Genomic DNA, 19,955 nt, shown 5'->3' on the forward strand with positions numbered 1-19,955 from the left:
AAGTTGCCCCGAAAAAATAAGAGTTTACGCCCCTATACAAGCATTGCGGAAGCGTTTCCAATTTGTGTTGACAGCGCTTTCAAGCGGGGCGTATATTCGCCGTCATGCCCGCCGCCGCCGCCCTCCTGGAACCGAACGTCACGCTCGAACTGATCGCGCGCGAGGCCGGCGTGTCCCCCAGTACGGTATCGCGCATTCTCAATGGCACGGCCAAGGTCAGCGACGACAAGCGGCTGGCGGTCGAAGGCACCATTGCCCGCTTCAACTTTGAGCCCAACCTGATGGCGCGCAGCCTGGCAATGGGACAAACCCGCACCATCGGCGTGCTGACCCAGTTCATCGAGAGCCCGTTTTACGGCGAAGCCTTGCGCGGTGTGGAAGATGCGCTGGCCGATACGCCGTATTCCCCCCTGTTCGTCAGCGGCCACTGGAACCTGAAGACCGAGGAAGCGCGCATGCGCCTGTTGCAGGCGCGCCGCGTAGACGGCGTGATCATCCTGACCGGGCGCCTGTCGGACCAGCAGCTGATCAAGTACGCCGAGCGCATGCCGATTGTGGTCACGGGACGGCAGCTGGCCGCACCGCGTCTGCTCAGCGTCGACGTGGACGACTTTGAAGGCGCACGCAGCGCCACGCGGCATCTGCTGGAGCTTGGCCACACGCGCATCGCCTTCATCACCGGGCCGCACGACCATCCGGACGCGATTGAGCGCTTGCGCGGCTATCAACAGGCCTTGCAGGACGCCGGCGTGGCACCCGCGCCCGAACTGGTGCTGCAGGCGGACTTCATGGAAGGCGGCGGCATGCAGGCGATTGATCAGCTGCTCGCATCGGGCGCCGACTTCAGCGCCGTGTTTGCCGCCAACGACCAGATGGCGTACGGTGCGCGGCTGGCGCTGTACCGCCGTAACATTCGCGTGCCTGACGATATCTCGCTGATCGGCTTTGACGATCTGCCCAATTCAACTTATTCCATGCCGCCGCTGACGACGGTGCGCCAGCCGGTGTATGACATCGGCAGGCTGGCAGCGGTGGCAATTCTCAAATTGATAGCCGGGGAGACCGCCGATATTGCGGCCCCGCCCCTCGAACTTGTCGTCAGGGAGTCCACACGGCGCCTGCGCCGCTAGCGGACCGACGTTCCACGTTCACTTTTTCCGCATGCCCACCGGCAGGCGAGGCCGCGCCTTGGCTGCGTGCCGCTTCAAGAAGGAGGTCACCACACAAAGACACGGGTGCAGTCAGGATTCCGATCATAAAACAGTCAATAACGGAGACAACACATGTTTAGCAATTACACGGATCAATACCGAAGGCTGCTGTTCGCCCTGATGGCGATGCTGCTGCTCGCCATCGGCCAGAATGCGCGCGCGGCCGACTACACGGCCGGCGTGGCCAACATCAACGGCAGTGCCACGCTGTGGTTTCAGGGCGCTTCAGTCACACAGTCAATCGCCCACTACAATGTGGCCGGCGGTGCGCAGCAAAACGTGACGATGGCGTACAACGCCGCGCGCGCGCGGCACGAAGTGACCGTGCCTGCGGCTGTCGGCCAGACCGTCAACTTCTCGTTCACGTACACCAAAGCGGGGCTGGCCTATGACTCGCCTTGGGGCGCGGCGGTAGTGCCAGGCGCGGTCGATCCGAGCAAGGTGGCCAAGCCCAGCTTCTCGCCTGCGCCGGGCAGCTACAGCAGCGCCCAGCAGGTGAGCGCCAGTTCGGCGACTGCTGGCGCCACGGTGATGTGTTCGATCAATGGTGGCGCCAGTGCGGTGTGCGCCAATCCCATCACGGTCAGCGCCACCAGCACCATCACGGCGTATGCCACCAAGGCGGGCATGACCAACTCCGATAGTGCCAGCGCCAGTTACACCATCGGCAGCACCGATGCCGGCTTCACGCATGGCGTCACGGACAACGGCAGCTCGCTGACCATCTGGTTTGCACGTACCCCAAAGTCGGATTGGGTTGACATCCATTATTCACTCAACGGCGGCGCCCAGCAGAATCTGGCCATGGCGTACAACGGCACGCGTCACGAAATCAATGTACCGGTGACGTCCGGCGCAGCGGTGGCGCTGGCCTACAGCTTTACCTACATGACCAGCACCGGTGCGCGCGATGCCAATGGCCTGAGCTGGAGCCGTGGCACGGCCACCGTCGCCACGCCAGTGATCTCGCCCGCAGGAGGGACGTTTACCAGCACCCAGAGCGTGACACTCAGCAGCGCCACCAGCGGTGCGGCGATTCGCTATACGCTGGACGGCAGCACGCCAAGCGCCAGCTCGGCCTTGTATGCGGGCGCCTTCAGCGTTGCTGCGCCAGGCAAAACGGTGAAGGCAATCGCGCTCAAGAGCGGGATGAACAATTCTGGCGTGGCCACGGCGGTGTTCACGATCAACCAGGTCAGTGCGGTGGCCAATCCATCGTTTGCACCTGCTGGCGGCACCTATACCAGCGCGCAGAGCGTGCGTCTGTCGACGCCGACGGCAGGCGCGGCAATCTGGTACGCGGTGAACGGCGGCGCCCAGCAGCTGTATTCGGATGCCGCGCCCATTCAGGTGAGTGCATCGTCGACGCTGACGGCGGTCGCAAAAAAGAGCGGCATGAGTGACTCGGCAGCTGTCTCGGCCAGCTATACCATTAACACCAACAACGGCAGCACCTTCACCCACGGCGTGGCCGAGGATGGCGCCACGGCCCGCATCTGGTTCGCGCCAGGATGGACCACGACCACCAATATCGTGCACAGCTACGTGACGGGCAAGGACGGCGTGAAGGGCGCGCAGCGCGACGAGAACATGGTCTATGACGCAGCTCTCAAGCGCTGGCAGGCGCCGGCCATCGGTCCGGTGGCCACGGGATCGAAGATCTCGTACATGTTCACCTACTCGGCGCAAACTGGCGGCAATCTTGATTCAGCCTGGTTCACGTACACGATCTGCGGCGATGACGCGGCCGATTCTGCCGCTTGCCCAAGTCCGGTGGCAAAACCCGTGTTCTCACCGGCCGGCGGCCTGTATCCAACCCAGCAGAACGTGAGTTTGACGCTGCCTGCTGGCTCGGTGGCGGGAACAAAAATCTACTACACCATCGACGGCAGTGCACCGAACACGACCTCGGCGCAGTATGTGGCCGGCTCGCCGCTGCTGGTCAAGAGTGCGACCACCATCAATGCGATTGCAGTGCGGCCCGATGCGCAGCAGTCGCGCCGTGCCAGCGCGACCTACGACATTGAAGCGGCCTGCACGCAAACACCAGGTGGCTGCACGGTTGCTGCACCGGTGCTGTCGCATGCCGCCGGCAATTACGCGACCAGGATCGGCATCAACATGCTGACCGCGACGCCGGGTGCGACCATTCACTTCACACGCGACGGTTCCAATCCAACCCGCAGCTCGGAGCAGTTCAACGGTGCGGTATGGCTGGAAAAATCGGTGCAGAAGGGCGACACCTTCACGCTCAAGGCGCTGGCCACCAAGGACGGCAAGGATTCGCCGGTCGTCTCGCGCACCTACACCATCACCAACAATGCGGAGTCGGCCTGGAACGGCAACACCACCTTTAATGTGGTCAATGGCACGGGTGGCAAATACGCTGACAGCCAGGTTTACTGGGTCATCATCGGCAAAGACTGGGCCACAGGCCAGTACGTGCGCGCCAACGCCAGCGGCCAATTGGTGCCGGTGAGCGAGGCGGACAACACGATCATGGTGCCATCGCGTGAAAAGGGTTACGCCAACTATGGCGTCAGTCTGGCGACAGCGAAGTCGGTGACGATTCCGCCAATCGAATCGGCACGGATCTACATGAGCGTTGGCAAACCGGTGCTGCTGCAGATTAACCGCGACATCAACGGCAAGACGGGATATGCAGGTCCGGACCTGGAGAACAGCACCGATCCGAACTTGAACACGACGTTTGATTTCGGTGAATTCAATATCAACCGCCAGCGTCCGACCAGCAGCAACCCTGGCATCTACGTTAACACCAGCCGGGTCGACATTTTCGGCCTGCCGCTCAAACTGCGCGTGACCGGGCTCGATGGTTACGACGCGACGGTTGGCGAAACGCTGCTGGAAACGCGCGACGAACTGTTTGCCCGCTTTGTGCTGGAGACACCGGCGCCATTCCAGGGTCTGGCCAAGGCGCCGTACGCACCGGCGCGCATCATGGCGCCGGGCCATGCCACCTTCAATGATGGCTTGAATGTCACCACCGGCGCGCAGGACAAGCCGCGTGGTGAAAACGCCGCTTACCTGGATGGCTACATCAGCGAGGTGTGGAACAAGTATCGGGGCGAAGATCTGGTGATGAAAGTGGGCGACTGGCCGACCTTCCGTGGCCGTGTTGGTGCGGACGATGTGATGACGTTCACGGATGGTGTGGACACGTACAAGATCTATGGCAAGCCAACCACCACCGAGGTCATGCTGGGTAACGGCGTGCTCGATGACGCGACCGGCACGTCGCCGAATACGCCGAAGCACGACAAGCAGCTGCAACTGCAGGCGCAGATCTGTGCGGCGTTGAATCGGCATGTGGCTGACCTGCCGAATGATCGCTGGTATAACGCTGAGTATTTCTACCCGGCTGGTAAGCCTGCCAACTTCTTTACCAAGTTCTGGCACCAGCACAGCATTAACGGGCTGGCGTACGGGTTCTCGTATGATGATGTGGGTGGGCATAGCCCGTCGATTTATTCGCCGTCGCCGATATCGGTGACGTATACGATCGGCAGGTAGGAATGGAAATGGCGCCGGTGGGTCGGCGCCATTTTTCTTTGCGACGCGTAGGTGGAATGGGTCCCCGCCTGCGCGAGGACGATGTACTGGCTACATCGTCCTCGCGCAGGCGGGGACCCATACCATCTATGCTCAGTCGAACATCACTGCACCCTCGCCACCCAATCCACCAGCACATCCAGCGCCGCCCTGCCCGCACCTGCATTCTCGCCATTAATCATCGCCACCACCACACACGGCTGCCCATTCGCATCCGGCGCATACCCCGCGATCGCAATCACATTGCGTACCGTCCCGGTCTTGAGGCGCGCGCGTTCTGCCGCCGGGCTGTCGCGCAAGCGGCGTCGCATGGTCCCATCCATGCCCGCAATCGGCAAACTGGCCTGGAACTCCGGCGCCCACTTGCTGCGTAAACCTGCCTGCAGCAAGCGTCCCATCTGCTGCGCACTGATGCGCTCCGTGCGTGACAAACCTGAGCCGTTGTCGAGCACCATGCCGCTATCATCGATGCCCTGACGCCGCATCCAGCTGCGCACCGCCAAATCGGCTCGCGCCACGGTGGTCATGCCACCGTTGCCGGGCAGCGGCTTGCTGCCTGCAATCGCGTCGCCTTCCAGACTGCCCAGGCTCAGAAACAGGGTGCGCGCCAGCGCATTGTCGGACAGCTTGTTGGTATCGCGCACAATTTCCGGCAGCGCGCGCGACACATGCTGCGCGTAAATGCGCGCTTCCAGCGGCCCGACGCCGTCGATGGTGTCGCCGGCAATTTCGCCGCCCAGGCGCTCCCAGACTTCGCGGAACACGCGGTCCACGTAATCCTGGCGGTCCAGCACATTGATGCTGTTCGAACTCCAGCAGTTTTTTGGATAGGTGCCGCGCAGGATGATACGGATCTTGCCGCTGGCCTCGCGCACGATCTCGGGCGCCTTCCAGCCTTCTTCCCAGCGTCCGCATTCTGCGTTGATCAGGGTCATGCCCGATTCGATGGTCACGCGGTCCAGCTGCGGCTGCATGATGAGCTGCAATTGCTGCTCGTCCGAACGCATATCGAGCAGCAGCATGTTCTTGTTCAGCAGCAGCGCATCGGGGATCACGTTGTAGTACGCATCAGGGGACTCGTCGAAGGGTGGCAAGCCCTGGTCGATACGCGCCGGGTTGAACAGGCTGCGGTCCAGTACCAGGCGCCCTTCGATGCGCCGAATACCCTGGTTGCGCACGGCTTGCAGCATGTTTTGCAGCGATTCGTTGTTCAGGTCGGCATCGGCGCCGCCACGCAGGACCAGATCGCCCATCAGCGTGTCGCCCACGCGAGCGGCATTGCTGCGCAGCTCGGTGCGGCCGCGGAATACCGGCGTCAATTGTTCCAGCGCCACCAGGGTGGTGACCACCTTGATGGTCGAGGCCGGCTGCATCTGGCGGTCGGCCTGGTGCGACAGCACGGCCTTGTCACCGCGCAGCACCAGCACGCTGACGGATTGTTCGGATATCTTGGCAGCCGCCAGTGCGCGGCTGAAGGCCGGCGGCAACTGCGCCTGGGCGGCTGGCAGCCACGCCAGCAACACAGCAAAGGCAAGTGGACGAATCATCGCGGGCCTCATCCGAAGAACAGGTAAGCAACCGCGATGGCGGCGCAAATGCCGGCGAAGTCGGCGATCAGGCCGGCCGAGATGGCGTAGCGCGTTTTGCGGATACCGACTGAACCGAAGTACAGGGCCACGATGTAGAACGTGGTGTCGGCCGAGCCCTGGAAGATGCATGCCAGGCGCCCGACAAAGGAGTCGACCCCGTATGTGGTCATGGCATCGATCATCATGGCTTTGGAGCCGCTGCCGGAGAGCGGCTTCATCAGCGCCGTCGGCAAGGCCGGGGTGAATTCGGTGTTCATGCCCAGGCCGACGAAGATCCATTCCAGGCCTTTGACGACAAAGCCGAGCACGCCGGAATTGCGAATCACGCTGATAGCCACCAGCATGCCGACCAGATAGGGAATGATGGTCAGCGAGGTCTGAATACCGCCTTTGGCGCCCTCGATGAAGGCGTCATACACGTTCTCGCCCTTGCGCATGGCGCCGGCAATAAACACGATGATGATCGAGAACAGGATCAGATTGCTGGCCACGCGCGAAACCAGTTCAATTTCCGGCTTGGTCAGGTATTGAGTAAAGTAGAAGATCAGCGCGCAGATGGCGGCCGTCATGCCGCCCAGCCAGCCCAGCACCACGCGGTTGAGCAGATTGATGCGCTGCTTGATCGATACCACCACGATCCCGGTCACGGTCGCCACATAGGTGGCGATCATGCAGGGAATAAAAATATCGGAAGGATCCTTGGCGCCCAGAATCGCGCGCTGCGCCATGATGGCCAGGGGGATCAGGGTCAGGCCCGAGGTGTGCAGCACCAGGAACATGATCTGTGCGTTGCTGGCGGTATCTTTGGTGGGATTGAGCGTTTGCAGGCTTTCCATTGCTTTCAGGCCGAACGGGGTAGCTGCATTGTCCAGGCCCAGCAGGTTGGCGGAGAAGTTCATTACCATGTGGCCGGTGGCGGGATGGTCCTTTGGCACTTCCGGGAAAATGCGCGAGAAGAAGGGGGATATCACCCGTGCCAGCCAGCCCACCGCGCCGGCTTTTTCGCCAATGTTCATGATGCCCAGCCAGAGTGTCATGACCCCGGCCAGCGGCAAGGCAATATCCATCACACCCATCTTGGCCGATTCAAAGGTGCCATCGATGATCTTTTTGAAGATCTCGGTGTCGCCAAGAAACAGCCACTGGAGCAGGGCGGCCAGAAAGCCGACCAAAAAGAAGCCAGACCAGATGTAATTAAGTGCCATGTCGTATTTTCTATTTGCGTGAAGACCGATGTTGCAGCGAGAGTATAGGCTCAGCTTGCCCGTAAAGTAAAAAAGCTGCGTCCTGCCGTCGCGGCCCCTTATCATGGCGGGGCAACCACGAGAGATTCCATGATCCCTGGCCGTATCGTTTTCGCACTCCTGCTTGGCGTTGCTGCCATGGCCCTGCCCGCGCAAGCGGCCGACAAGGTACTGCATACCTATCTGAGCACCAGCGAAACGGGGCTGGACCCAGCAGTTGCGTCGGACATTGCCACGCTGAGCCTGCTGGAAAACCTGTTTGACCCGCTGTTGCGCTACAACTACCTGGCGCGTCCGCTTGCACTCGAAGGCAATACCGCCGCCGCCTTGCCCGAGGTGGATGCCAGCGGCTTGCGTTACACCTTCCACATTCGTCCCGGCATTTATTTCACGCCCGATCCCGCCTTTGGGGGCAAGCCGCGCGAACTGACCGCCGCCGACTATGTTTACAGCCTCAAGCGCCTGTACGACCCCGCGCTGCGATCCCCCTGGCTGGCCCTGTTCGACGGAAAAATTGCCGGCGACGCCGGCCTCAAGGCCGCGTTCAGCTACGACACGCCGATCCCTGGCCTGCAGGCGCCCGCGCGCTACACGCTGCAAATTACCCTGACGGCGCCGGACCCCAATTTTCTGTTCTATCTGGCCACACCCGCCTCCGCCGTGCTGGCGCGCGAGGTCGTCGACGCTTACCCTGGCCAGGTGGGCAACCATCCTGTGGGCACCGGTTCGTTCCGCATCGGTAGCTGGAAGCGTAGCGACAAGATTGTGCTGCTGGCCAATCGCGGCGCGCCCACGCCGCCCTTGATCGACCAGGTCGAGGTGCGCATCGCCGAAGAGTTCCAGGGCCGGGTACTGGGTTTTCTGCGGGGCGAATTCGACTATCTGGAGCAAGTGCCCGAGGCGATGACGGCGATGGTCATTGCCGGCGGCAAGCTCAAACCCGAGCTGGCCGCACGCGGCCTGGTGCTGACGCGCTTTCCCGTGTTGCAGACCTACTACATGTGGATGAATATGGACGATGCGCTGCTGGGCGGCTATAGCAAGCCCAAGGCAGCGCTGCGGCGCGCCATTGCCCTGAGCTACAACAGCGAGGAAGACATCGGCCTGCTGAAGAAAGGTTTCGCATTGCGCGCTGAATCACCGCTGCCGCCGAACGTGCTGGGCTATGACCCGGCCTACCGCAGCCCGGTGCGTTACAACCCGGCCATGGCGCGCGCCTTGCTGGACCGCTACGGCTACCGCCAGCGTGACGCCGATGGTTTCCGCCGCCTGCCCGACGGCAAACCGTTGACCTTGACCATGCATAGCGAAGCGACGGTGGGCGGGCGCCTGCGCGATGAACTGTGGCGCAAAAACCTCAACGCCATCGGCTTGCGCGTGGTGTTTCGCAGCGATAAGAAGACGGAAATTATCAAGGCTTCCCGCCTGGGGAAGGTACAAATGTTTGAAAGTAACTGGATTGCCGATTTCCCCGACGGCGACAATTTTTACCAATTGCTGTACGGGCCCAACAGCGGCCGCGCCAATTACGCGCGCTTCAATCTGCCTGCCTACAATGTGCGCTATGCGCAGGCACGCGCCCTGCCCGATTCGCCTGCGCGCACCCAGCTCTACCGCGAAATGAACGACTTGCTGCACGCTTACAATCCCTGGGTCCCACTGACGCATCCGGTATCGGCCGATATCCGCCAACCGTGGCTGAAACACTACACCCGCCACCCGGTCGCCCTGACCACCTGGCGCTACATTGATCTGGATCTTGAGCTGCGCGAGCGCAGTGTGAGAGCGTCCCGGTAGCATTCGCCCGCGCCACATTTCTTGCAATTTTGGTAGCCTGCGACAGCAGACTCTTCCCCCACTTGAAGGAGCTTCCATGGATTGGAAACATGGCGCGCACTGGATTGCGCTGGCCGGCACGGCCGCAGCTGCCGTCCCCGCCTTTGCGCAGAGCGAATCCCCGGCGCCCATGGCGCGTGTTGAAATTACGGGCAGCAGCATCAAGCGCATTGCCCGCGAAGGGGCGCTGCCGCTGGATGTGATTACCAGGAAGCAACTCGATGAGCAAGGCATCGTCAATGCCGAGCAATTGATCTCGACCCTCAACGTGAACGGCAATGGTTCCGACAATCTGGCCAGCAATGCGGATGTGGCCACGGGCGCGCAGCGCGGCAACAATGGCGCCAGCTCGGCCAATCTGCGCGGTCAGGGGGCCGACAGCACGCTGGTGCTGCTCAACGGGCGCCGCATTGCCACCCATGGCATGAAAGGATCAGCGGTCGATTTGAACTCAATCCCGTTTGCTGCGGTCGAACGGGTGGAAGTGCTGAAAGACGGCGCCTCCGCCATTTACGGGACCGACGCCATTGGCGGCGTCATCAACTTTATTCTGCGCCAGAACTACAAAGGTCTGGAAGCGCAGGCGTTTACCGACATCACCGAGGCAGGCGGCGCCCGCATCGACCGCTTCCAGGTCACGGGCGGCTTTGGCGACCTGGAGCAGCAAGGTTACAACGTGCTGGTGGCTGGCTCGGTCGGCAAAAACCAGGCGCTGCGGGGCGACCAGCGCAGCTTCGTCAACACCTTCCAGCCCGAGCGCGGCTTGTCGGTCGATACCCGCGGCGCGCCGTTTGCCAATGTGTTTGCCACCACGGTGGGCGATTCAATTTTCAGCCGCAGCAGCAATACCGGGCCTACCTTGCCCGGCGGTGGCCAGGCTTATAGCGGAGTCAGCCTGCTGGATTTGCCAGGCGGGGCCGGTTGCGCCGCGTTTGACGGCATGGGGCCTTACGATGCGGTGCTGTGGGATACGCCCTCGGCCGCCTACGGCTGCGCCTGGGATACAGGCCGCGCTGCCGTGCTGCAGCAGCCTGTGAAGAACTGGAACCTGGTCTCGCGCGCCACCTTCCGCCTGGGCGGCGGGCACCAGTTGTTTGCCGAACTGGTGGGCTCCAGGACCGAGGTCGCCAAGAGCTTCTCGCCCAACCAGATTTCACCCGGCACCACCACCTTTCCCGCCAGCTCGTTCTACCCAGCCACTGGTGCGGCCTACAACCAGGTCTTCAACACCCTGGCTGCCGTGTTTCCCTCGATTGAGGCAAACCGGGGCTTGCCGATTGCCTACCGCTGGCGCTGCATGGAATGCGGCAACCGTGAAATTGCCACCGAAACCGAAGCCGGTCGCATCCAGCTGGGCGCGGATGGCCAGATCGGCAAGGCTGACTATAAAATCGGACTGGGCCGCGCCTACAGCGAATCGCAATCCACCTTGGGCACGGGCTTCAATTACACGGCCGCACTGGCGAACGCCCTGGGCACCGGCATCATCAATCCCTTCCTGATGCCCGGGGAAAAGCAGTCCCAGGCCGCGCTGGATTTGATTCGCAGTACCTCGGCCGAAGGCGTGGTCTTGTATGGCGGCCGCACCACGCTCACCTCGTTCGACGCGGCATTGTCAGGCGAGATAGCACGTCTGCCTGCCGGCGCCGTGATGGCGGCCATCGGCACCGATCTGCGGCGCGAAGAGTACCGCTTCAATGGCGACTTGCGCGAACTGACCAGCCGTCCAGCCATTCTGAACGCGCCGTTTGACGATGTGAATGCCTTGCCCCAGGTCAGCCGCAGCGTGCGCGCGCTGTATGCCGAAGTCATTGTGCCGGTGACGGCCGCGCTGGAGCTGACCGGCGCCGTGCGGCGCGACCATTATTCCGGCTTTGGCACCACCGTCAACCCCAAAGTGGCGTTCCGCTACCAGCCGCAGGCGCAGTGGCTGTTTCGCGGTTCCTACAACGAGGGTTTCCGTGCCCCGGCCTTCAACCAGCTGTTCAATGGGGTGACCGAGTCCACCTACGTGGGCAAGGACCTGGCTGATCCCACCCGCTGCCCCAGTGGGAAAGTTGACACCACGCAGCCCGGGTGCGAATCGATCAATCCGATTATCTTGACGGGCGGCAAAGCGACACTGGGTCCGGAGACCGCCAAGCAAGCGACGGTCGGCTTCGTGTTCGAGCCCTCGGCGCGCTTTTCCATGAATCTGGACCTGTGGGAAATCCGGCGTGCCGATACCATCAAGAGCGTGCCGCTGTCGACCATGCTGGCCAATGCCGGTTTGTTTGCCGACCAGTTTTTGCGCGATGCCAATGGCCAGCTGGTGGCCATTGACCAGCGCTGGGTCAATGCGGGCGCGGGCGTGACACGCGGCGTGGAAGTGGGCGCACGCACCAGCGCCAAGGCCATGGGCGCCAGCTGGGGTGCCGGCATTGATGGTTCCTGGCTGCTCAAGAAAAAGAACCGGCCCTTGCCGGATGCACCGTTCGGTGACAGCGAAGTGGGCCGCTATGTCACCACGGGTGATCTGGGCTTGCGGTGGAAGCATACGGCTTACCTGAGCGCGCGCCGCGGCGACTGGAGCGGCTTGTTGCAGAACGTGTATCGCAGCGGCTATTCCGACCAGGTTTTGCCAGGCGTGGCAAGCGGACGGGTGGTGCCGTCCCAGTACGATCCGAAAGTCGATGCGTATTCGATCTTCCACCTGAGCGCGACCTACACCGGCATTCCCCAGCTGGCGCTGACGGTCGGCATCAAGAACCTGTTCGACAAGGATCCGCCTTTTGCCATTACCTACGACAGCAACACCGGTGCCGGCAGCTCGTGGGAGCCGCGCGTGGCCGACCCGCGCGGCCGCTCGCTGACCCTGATGGCCAACTACACGTTTTTGTGAATGCTATAGTTGGATAAATCCACGAGGGAATATTCGGCGATGGCAGGCAGCAACAAGATCAACCGACGCGCGTTTGGCGCGCTGGCAGCGGCAGCGCTGGCGGCGCCAACGCTTGCCGTGGGCGCCAGTCCGGCCCCGCGCATGCCGCTCATCAAGCCCCCGCGTCTGCGTCTGGGCGATACGATTGCCCTGGTGGCGCCGGGCGGACATACCGATGAAGCAGGCATCGCGTTGGCCTCGGCCCGCATTGAACGGCTGGGCTTCAAAGTGCGCCACAGCCCGAATCTGCGCGCCGTGTTCGGTTTGTATGGGGGCTCGGTTCAGCAACGCGTCAGCGATCTGCATGCGATGTTTGCCGACCCACAAGTGAAGGCCATCTGGTGCATTCGCGGTGGCTCGGGCTGCATTTCGATCCTGAATGCGCTTGATTACGCATTGATCCGCCAGAATCCCACTATCCTGATCGGCTTTTCCGACATCACGGCCTTGCAACTGGCGATCTATCGGCAGGCTGGGCTGGTCACCTTTCATGGACCGGTGGCCACGTCCAGCGATTCGCCGTATTCCAACCAGCATTTGTTGTCGGTGCTGATGGATCCGCAGCCGCGCTACGTGATTGCCATGGCTGAAGAAAACCGCGCACGCGCCTTGCAGGAGCCGCAGTTTGGCGTGCGCACTTTGACGCAGGGAACGGCGGAGGGGCGTTTGCTCGGTGGCAACCTGAGCCTGGTCAGCGCCTTGATGGGCACGCCTTATGCGGCGGATTTTCGGGATGCCATTCTGTTCATCGAAGAAGCCAACGAAGCGCCTTACCGGATTGACCGCTGGATGACACAGCTTGATCTGGCGGTGGGCTTCGCGCAAGCGGCGGCGGTGATGCTGGGCGTGTGCCAGAAGTGCGTGCCCGCCGACGATGAGCCATCGCTGAGTACCGACCAGACGCTGGACCTGCATCTGAAACCGCTGCGCATTCCTGCCGTGAGCGGCTATTCCTTCGGCCATATCCGCGACCAGTTTACGCTGCCGCTTGGCCTCCCCGCGCGCCTCGATACCGCATCACAAACGCTGACCTTGCTCGAACCCGCCGTCAGCTAACAGCGCCCTAGTGCGAGACGATCTGCGACAGGATTGCGTAAGCAGGACCGGTCTGCGGCTGCTCGAGCAGCACGGTCAGCTCGGTAAAGGTGCACATCATGGTCACCACGCTGATTTTGTTCCAGGCCAGTTTTTTCAGCACGCTGTGATAGATGCCAGGCGTTTTCAGCGCTTCGGGATTCAGACGCAGCGTCAGCGCCGTCAGGTTTTCCACGCGCGCCACGTGGCGCTCGCTGACAAACGCCGATTCCACCACGTGCACCAGCGGCCGGCTGCACACCACCAGCATTTCGTGCACGCCCCGCGTGACCGAGACAAAACTGCCGTGATGGCGTTCTGCCAGGGCCAGCAGCTTGCGCTGGCATTCATTGCTGTTGTCCGACAGCCGATAGGTGATCAGCGTCAGTTCGGTGCGGGTGGTCAGTTCGCCCATGCGCGGCGCCAGCATGATGGGTTTCACATCGCTGGGCTGGGGCATGCGCTCGGACAGGCGGCGCAGCGCCATCACCACGGCCGCCTGGCCAACCGGCTTCCATAAATCCGATTCAAGTTGCGGGCGCAGCTGGCGCGCCAGTTCCGACAGGTTGATGAGTCCGAGCGACATTCCCTCAGTCAAAAATGCCGATTCTGAGACGATTTGCTCGACTTTAGTGGCGATCGAAAGCATGTCTATCAGGTCCTCAATGCAGAGCTGACGGCCGCGGACGGTGCGAGGGGCTGTTCACGAGCCCGCCGCCGTCGAGTGGACGCGCGTGGTTACCGTGGTGCGTTGATGCAGTGTGCGGCGCGCTTGCTGCTGCGCGCCAGCAGGTCTGGTCCCGTCAATCCGTGCCGGGGCGGCGCTGTCGCAGAGAGAAACGTGGAGGTGAAAAGAGGTCCGATGCCAGATGCAATGGTGACGTCATGATGTTCCCGTTTAATCGTGGTGCGCTGTGTTTGGAGAAACTTCCCTGCGCTTTTATCAATGTTGCCTGGGTCATAAACCTGACAACTTGGATTGAGTGTAGACCCGTTCAACCAAAAAACGCAATCGAAATGCATACCGAAAACTATCGAATTGTTTCATTTCCGCACGGACCCAGAAACATGCGGGTTGCGTAAACCGCACAAAAATGAGGCAAAACTTTACCGTGACCAACAATATATTCTTTAGAAAATCGTCAAAGTGACCACGCAGTTGCCCGGTAAAAATGTTCATAACTGAACAAACGGCAGCCCGTTGACTAAATTGGCAAGTTTATTGACTCGGCGCTAGCGCCAGGATTAATGTCCCTCCACTCGCGTATTCCGGCCCACAAGTCTGGCTTGCACGGGGAGCTGCCACGGTCCCGTGGCCACGAAAAATCACATTACAACAATGATTGAATACTGGAGAAATAATGAATTTCCCTAAAACATTGCTAGCCGCATCGATTGCAGTCATGCCCATATTCGCCGCCACCGAAGCGCTTGCTTCCGGCCCGATCATGGGTGCACCGGTTGTCCAATCGAAGCAGCAAGCATCGACCCTCGTTGCCAAACTCGACGCTACCCGCGGCTCGCACGGCCTCGACACCAATCACAGCTTCGCCATCATGTCGCAGCATCCAGGCGTGACCGGCACCAAGATCACGCGTGCTGCGCACACCTATAAAGGCGTGCCGATCTTCCAGTCGGAATCGGTGATCGTGACCGATGACCGCGGCAGCATCATCAGCGAATCGGTGTCGGACCGTCGTGCCGGCCTTGGCGCCACCAGCGGCGCGCAAATCGTCGGCGCCAAAGTCGCCAGTCTCGATGTGAAGCCAAGCGTGACGTCAAGCGCGGCCATCGACAGCGTGGTGCGCAAAGTCGGCGCAGGCGCTACCCACCATGCGCCGCCTAGCGCGCAGCTGGTGGTCTTCCCCATCATGAAAACCGTGCGTGTGCCAGGCGCTGAAGCGAAGGCCGAAGCCGAACTCAATGCCATGGACCTGACCGAACAGGTAGCCGGCTACGAGCTTGCCTACGTCGTCAAGACCCGCATGATCAACGGGAACAAGGCGATCTATCACGACACCATCGTCAGCGCCAAAACCGGCCAGGTCCTGCAGCAGTGGCAATCGCTGCAAACCGTGGTTGGCGTGGGCAACAGCCAGTACAACGGCCAGGTGCCAATCGAGACCACGCTGTCGGGCTCGAACTACACGATGAAGGATTCGACCCGCGGTACGGGCGGCACCTTCGGCGGCATGGCGATCACCAACGCCAACCACACCACCAGCGCCGGTTCGATCTACACCAACAGCACCAACACCTGGGGTGACGGCAAACAGTACATCAACGGCGGCAGCACCACCAATGCCAACGGCCAGACCGCTGCAGTCAATGCACTGTGGGGCTTGATGAACACCTACGACACGCTGAAAAACGTGCTGGGCTGGCAGTCGCTGGATGGTAACAATACCGCCACCTACATTGCGGCTCACGTCAACACCGCCTACGACAATGCCTACTACAGCGACACCTGCCGCTGCATGTTCATCGGCGACGGCGGCAGCTCGTTCAACAGCCTGGGCGCGATCGATGTGATCGGCCACGAGATGGGTCACGGCGTTACCGCGGCCACCTCCAACCTGACCTACAGCGGCGAATCGGGCGGTCTGAACGAATCGCACTCGGACATTCAAGGCGAGATGGTGGAAGCCTATGCACGCAATGGCGGCACCGGTTCGGTGATCCCTGGATCGGGCAATGACTGGATGACGGGTAAAGAGATCAGCAAATCGGGCAACCCGCTGCGCTGGCTCTACAAACCAAGCAAGGATGGCCGCAGCCCGGATGCGTGGAGCAGCACCATCAAGAACCTGGACGTCCACCTGAGCAGCGGCCCGAACAACCGCATGTTCTACTTCCTGGCCCAGGGTTCGAACGCCACCGCCGGTTCGGACTACTACAGCCAGTACCTGAACAAGTCGCCGGCAGCGATGACCGGTATCGGCAGCGACAAGGCCTTCCGCATCTGGTTCAAGGCCAACACGACCAAGTTCACTTCGTCGACCAACTACGCCGATGCGCGCAACAAGACCAAGCTGGCAGCTGAAGAGCTGTACGGCGTGGGCAGCAAGGAAGCCATTGCTGTAGTGCGCGCCTATGCAGCCATCAACGTCGGTACCGACGTCGATGAAAACGGTGGCGGCACGCCAGGTGCAGTGTCGATCAGCTCGCAGCCTTCGAGCGTGAGCGTGGCGGCCGGCGCAACCGCGTCGTTCTCGGTCACGGCAACTGGCGGCACGGCGCCGTACAAGTACCAGTGGCGTAGAAATGGTGCCAGCATTGCCGGCGCCACCTCGCAGTCGTACAGCCTGACGGCGCAAACGTCCGACAACGGCGCCGTGTTCAGCGTGGTGGTGACTGACTCGGCTTCGTCGCCAACGACGGCCACCAGCTCGGGCGCCACACTGACCGTGGGCAGCACCGGCGGCAGTGTTGAACGCGTCACCAACGGCGGCTTCGAGTCCGGCACCACCGGCTGGAGCGGCACCACGGGCGCAATCGGCACATTCAGCCAGCAGCCTGCGTTTGAAGGCACCCGCAACGCCTGGCTCGGTGGTAACGGCGTGACCGCGACCGAAACCATCAGCCAGTCGGTGGCGATTCCATCGAACGCGTCGTCCGCAACGCTGACCTTTGCGCTGCATATCGACACCAAGGAAACCACCACCTCGACCGCCTACGACAAGCTGACTGTCACGGCAACCGCTGGCGGTGTGGCCAAGACCCTGGCCAGCTACAGCAACTTGAACAAGGCCGCGGGCTATCAAACCCGTACCTTCGATCTGGCTGCCTACAAGGGCCAGACCGTGACCTTGACCTTCTCGATGAGAGAAGACTCGTCGCTGCAAACCAGCTTCGCGGTCGACAAAGTCAGCGTGATCACGCAGTAATACCACCCTGAGGAGGGCGGCAGCTGCTACTGCCGTTCCCTTTTTTTAGCCCCGGCCACGGCCGGGGCATTTTTGTTTGTACCAGTGCTGTGGGCAGGAGCAAAACATGGCTGCACATGATGGATTTGAAAGCAGGACCTTGAGCGTGGCGCTGGCACCGGAAATGCTCAGCGCGGTGGTGCGCGATGGCGCGCGCGTGCTCGCTTGCAGTGAAATCAGAATATCGCCGGGCAGTGGCGACGGTCACTGGTCGGCCGGGCTGGCCGCCTTTGAAACCTGGATCAGGCACGCCGGACGCGGCCTGGCCGGGGTGCCGCTGGCCATCAGCGTGAGCACGCGCTGGTGCCAGCTGACGATGCTGCCCTGGAGCGACGCGTTGCTGTATCAGGACAGCGCCCAGCGCTATCTGCAGGCGCGCTTCGAGCGCCTGTATGGCAGCGCTGCCCGCAATTGGGAGCTGCTGTGCGACGACAGCGCACGCGGCCAGCCACGTCTGGCGTGCGCCGTCGAAAGTGGGTTCGCGCTGGGTTTGCGCGAAGTGGCGCAAGCGCACGGCCATGACAACGTGCGCATCGAATCGATTGTGACGGCGACCGCGCGAACCATTGTGCCCGCGCCCTGCGATCGCTTTGCGCTGCAGGAACCGGGCCGGCTGGTGCTGGTGGCGCGGCGTTACGGGCGGGTGGTGGGGATCGAGTCGCAGTCCTGCCCGGCCAGCTGGCCTGCTGCGCTGCCGCCAGCCTGGCAGCAGTGGACCGAGCGTACGCCGGAGGCGGGCGAGGTGGCGCAAGTGATCGTGTTTGCACATGACAGCACGGCCGTGACCATGCCGGTGCGGCCATGGCATCCGGACGGCACAGCGTACTATTTTGTGCAAAATGCAGCGCAGTCCAGCCCTGTGATGTTCGCGCACGAAGAAACCGGCCGTCCGTTGCAGCTGAGCCCTACGCGAGACGCAGTGCCATGAAAGTGTGGCCGAGCGATTCGCCATCAATGCGGAACATATCCTCGATTTCGCCCAGCTCACTGAAGCCGCAGCGCAGATACAGATTGCGCGCGGCGTGGTTGACCGACAGCACATCTAGATCGATCCATTCGATCGACTGGCTGCGTGCCCAGGCCACGGCGACCGCCACCATCGCCGCTCCCAAGCCTTGCTGACGAAAGTCGCGGTGCACACCCATGCCCAGCAGGCAGCGGTGCGCGGCTGCTTTCTCCAGGCGCGCGCGCAGGTCGATATGGCCGGCGATCTGGCCATCGGGCGTGAGCGCAATCCACCCGCGGCGCCAGCCCAGCTGCCCCACCGGCGTCTCCATCCCGATCCTGAATGCCGCTTCCTTCTCGGGCGGGAAGCCCGCTTCCGCGTGCGAGATGGGCATGAACTTGGCGGTATTGCCCAGGCCATTATCGGACAGATGATCGTTCAGATAGACGAAGAAGCGGTCCAGGTCATCCCTGACGGTCTTGCGGATCGTGATGGGGCTCGCCATTACAGCGCGCGGGCAATCAGGATTTTCTGGATGTCGCTGGTGCCTTCGTAGATCTGGCACACACGCACGTCGCGGTAGATGCGTTCGACCGGGAAGTCGCTGACGTAACCGTAGCCGCCATGGACCTGGATCGCGTCGGAGCACACCCGCTCGGCCATTTCGGACGCGAACAGCTTGGCCATGGCCGCTTCTTTCAGGCAGGGCAGGCCGGCATCTTTCATCGCAGCGGCGTGGCGGATCAGCTGGCGCGCTGCCTCGATCTGGGTCGCCATCTCGGACAGCTTGAACTGCACCGACTGGTGTTCGAAGATCGGTTTGCCGAAGCTTTCGCGGTCGCGCGCGTAGACCAGGGCTGCTTCGAATGCGGCGCGCGCCATGCCGACTGCCTGCGACGCGATGCCGATGCGGCCACCCTCGAGGCCGGACAAGGCGATCTTGTAGCCCTGGCCTTCTTCGCCAATCAGATTTTCGGCCGGGATGCGGCAGTTTTCAAACAGGATCTGGGCGGTGTCGGACGAATGCTGGCCCATCTTCTGCTCCAGCCCTGCCACGATGTAGCCAGGCGTGCTGGTTGGTACCCAGAAGGCGCTGATGCCTTTTTTGCCGGCCGCCTTGTCCGTCACCGCCATGACAATTGTCACGTCGGCATATTTGCCGCTGGTGATGAACTGTTTGGTGCCATTGAGGACGTACTCATTGCCTTCGCGGGTGGCGGTGGTGCGCAGGGCCGAGGCGTCGCTGCCGGTGTGCGGCTCGGTCAGTGCGAACGCGCCCAACATGGCGCCCTGCGCCAGGGGGCGCAGCCACTGTTCTTTTTGCGCGTCGTTCGCGTACATCATCGCGATCGAGCATACCGGGCAGTTGTTGACCGAGATGATGGTCGAGGTGCCGCCGTCGCCAGCCGCGATTTCTTCCAGCACCAGCGCCAGCGACACATAATCGAGCCCGGCGCCGCCCAGTTCTTCGGGCACGGCCACGCCAAAGGCGCCCAGCGCGGCCAGCTCTTTCAGTTCCTCTTTGGGGAAGTAGTGTTCCTTGTCCCAGCGGGCGGCGTTGGGCGCCAGGCGCTCCTGCGAAAAGGTGCGCAGGGCGTCGCGGATCATCTGGTGTTCTTCGGTCAGTATCATGGAT

The 19,955-nt window shown here is 62.1% G+C and carries 12 protein-coding genes; 7 read left to right on the forward strand and 5 right to left on the reverse strand.

The genetic code is table 11. The features are described 5' to 3' along the window. The first annotated feature begins 104 nt into the window (after positions 1-104). The gene (locus tag BUC24_RS21220; protein ID WP_073221487.1) at positions 105-1,130 is read left to right on the forward strand and encodes a LacI family DNA-binding transcriptional regulator; all 1,026 of its coding nucleotides are present in this window, start codon (positions 105-107) and stop codon (positions 1,128-1,130) included. Between the two features lie 153 nt (positions 1,131-1,283). Next, positions 1,284-4,745 (forward strand): beta-1,3-glucanase family protein, encoded by a 3,462-nt coding sequence (locus BUC24_RS21225; RefSeq protein ID WP_073221491.1) that lies wholly within the window; start codon positions 1,284-1,286, stop codon positions 4,743-4,745. A gap of 143 nt (positions 4,746-4,888) precedes the next feature. Here the strand turns inward: BUC24_RS21225 and dacB are convergent, their stop codons facing one another. Both dacB and BUC24_RS21235 read right to left on the reverse strand, forming a co-directional pair. Next, on the reverse strand, positions 4,889-6,331 hold the full coding sequence (gene dacB / locus BUC24_RS21230; RefSeq protein ID WP_073221494.1) for a D-alanyl-D-alanine carboxypeptidase/D-alanyl-D-alanine endopeptidase: 1,443 nt from the start codon (positions 6,329-6,331) through the stop codon (positions 4,889-4,891). A gap of 8 nt (positions 6,332-6,339) precedes the next feature. Next, the gene (locus BUC24_RS21235) at positions 6,340-7,578 is read right to left on the reverse strand and encodes a nucleoside recognition domain-containing protein (RefSeq protein ID WP_073221498.1); all 1,239 of its coding nucleotides are present in this window, start codon (positions 7,576-7,578) and stop codon (positions 6,340-6,342) included. Between the two features lie 129 nt (positions 7,579-7,707). On the opposite strand from BUC24_RS21235, the gene BUC24_RS21240 reads away from it, so the two are divergent. The 3 genes from BUC24_RS21240 (at position 7,708) to BUC24_RS21250 (ending at position 13,429) form a co-directional block, all read left to right on the forward strand. Further along, positions 7,708-9,414, forward strand: a complete 1,707-nt coding sequence (locus BUC24_RS21240; protein ID WP_073221502.1) for an ABC transporter substrate-binding protein — start codon at positions 7,708-7,710, stop codon at positions 9,412-9,414. A 76-nt stretch (positions 9,415-9,490) separates the two neighbouring features. Beyond that, entirely contained in the window at positions 9,491-12,334 is a 2,844-nt protein-coding gene (locus BUC24_RS21245) for a TonB-dependent receptor domain-containing protein (protein WP_073221505.1), read from the forward strand. Between the two features lie 39 nt (positions 12,335-12,373). Then, on the forward strand, positions 12,374-13,429 hold the full coding sequence (locus tag BUC24_RS21250; RefSeq protein WP_073221508.1) for a S66 peptidase family protein: 1,056 nt from the start codon (positions 12,374-12,376) through the stop codon (positions 13,427-13,429). Positions 13,430-13,436: 7 nt separating this feature from the next. Here the strand turns inward: BUC24_RS21250 and BUC24_RS21255 are convergent, their stop codons facing one another. Beyond that, positions 13,437-14,033 (reverse strand): hypothetical protein, encoded by a 597-nt coding sequence (locus tag BUC24_RS21255; protein ID WP_229448503.1) that lies wholly within the window; start codon positions 14,031-14,033, stop codon positions 13,437-13,439. Positions 14,034-14,850: 817 nt separating this feature from the next. On the opposite strand from BUC24_RS21255, the gene BUC24_RS21260 reads away from it, so the two are divergent. Both BUC24_RS21260 and BUC24_RS21265 read left to right on the forward strand, forming a co-directional pair. Next, a complete protein-coding gene (locus tag BUC24_RS21260) occupies positions 14,851-17,334 on the forward strand; it encodes a M4 family metallopeptidase (RefSeq protein WP_229448505.1) in 2,484 nt (827 codons plus the stop codon). Between the two features lie 106 nt (positions 17,335-17,440). Next, on the forward strand, positions 17,441-18,301 hold the full coding sequence (locus BUC24_RS21265; RefSeq protein WP_143167607.1) for a hypothetical protein: 861 nt from the start codon (positions 17,441-17,443) through the stop codon (positions 18,299-18,301). Here the strand turns inward: BUC24_RS21265 and BUC24_RS21270 are convergent. Then, on the reverse strand, positions 18,279-18,824 hold the full coding sequence (locus tag BUC24_RS21270) for a GNAT family N-acetyltransferase (RefSeq protein ID WP_073221521.1): 546 nt from the start codon (positions 18,822-18,824) through the stop codon (positions 18,279-18,281). The genes BUC24_RS21265 and BUC24_RS21270 overlap by 23 nt on opposite strands. Next, the gene (locus tag BUC24_RS21275; RefSeq protein ID WP_073221524.1) at positions 18,824-19,951 is read right to left on the reverse strand and encodes an acyl-CoA dehydrogenase family protein; all 1,128 of its coding nucleotides are present in this window, start codon (positions 19,949-19,951) and stop codon (positions 18,824-18,826) included. Before BUC24_RS21275 ends, BUC24_RS21270 begins: the two co-directional genes overlap by 1 nt. Positions 19,952-19,955: the final 4 nt, after the last annotated feature.

Origin of the sequence: Massilia sp. CF038 (assembly GCF_900129765.1) — a bacterium.
Classification (GTDB): domain Bacteria; phylum Pseudomonadota; class Gammaproteobacteria; order Burkholderiales; family Burkholderiaceae_D; genus Telluria_A.

Excerpts from the sequence above, each read along its gene's own strand:
- BUC24_RS21225 (WP_073221491.1), top strand. The coding sequence starts at position 1,284 with ATGTTTAGCAATTACACGGATCAATACCGAAGGCTGCTGTTCGCCCTG.
- BUC24_RS21260 (WP_229448505.1), top strand. The coding sequence starts at position 14,851 with ATGCCCATATTCGCCGCCACCGAAGCGCTTGCTTCCGGCCCGATCATG.
- BUC24_RS21250 (WP_073221508.1), top strand. The coding sequence starts at position 12,374 with ATGGCAGGCAGCAACAAGATCAACCGACGCGCGTTTGGCGCGCTGGCA.
- BUC24_RS21270 (WP_073221521.1), bottom strand. The coding sequence starts at position 18,824 with ATGGCGAGCCCCATCACGATCCGCAAGACCGTCAGGGATGACCTGGAC.
- BUC24_RS21220 (WP_073221487.1), top strand. The coding sequence starts at position 105 with ATGCCCGCCGCCGCCGCCCTCCTGGAACCGAACGTCACGCTCGAACTG.
- BUC24_RS21235 (WP_073221498.1), bottom strand. The coding sequence starts at position 7,578 with ATGGCACTTAATTACATCTGGTCTGGCTTCTTTTTGGTCGGCTTTCTG.
- BUC24_RS21265 (WP_143167607.1), top strand. The coding sequence starts at position 17,441 with ATGGCTGCACATGATGGATTTGAAAGCAGGACCTTGAGCGTGGCGCTG.
- dacB (WP_073221494.1), bottom strand. The coding sequence starts at position 6,331 with ATGATTCGTCCACTTGCCTTTGCTGTGTTGCTGGCGTGGCTGCCAGCC.
- BUC24_RS21245 (WP_073221505.1), top strand. The coding sequence starts at position 9,491 with ATGGATTGGAAACATGGCGCGCACTGGATTGCGCTGGCCGGCACGGCC.
- BUC24_RS21255 (WP_229448503.1), bottom strand. The coding sequence starts at position 14,033 with ATGTCGCTCGGACTCATCAACCTGTCGGAACTGGCGCGCCAGCTGCGC.
- BUC24_RS21240 (WP_073221502.1), top strand. The coding sequence starts at position 7,708 with ATGATCCCTGGCCGTATCGTTTTCGCACTCCTGCTTGGCGTTGCTGCC.
- BUC24_RS21275 (WP_073221524.1), bottom strand. The coding sequence starts at position 19,951 with ATGATACTGACCGAAGAACACCAGATGATCCGCGACGCCCTGCGCACC.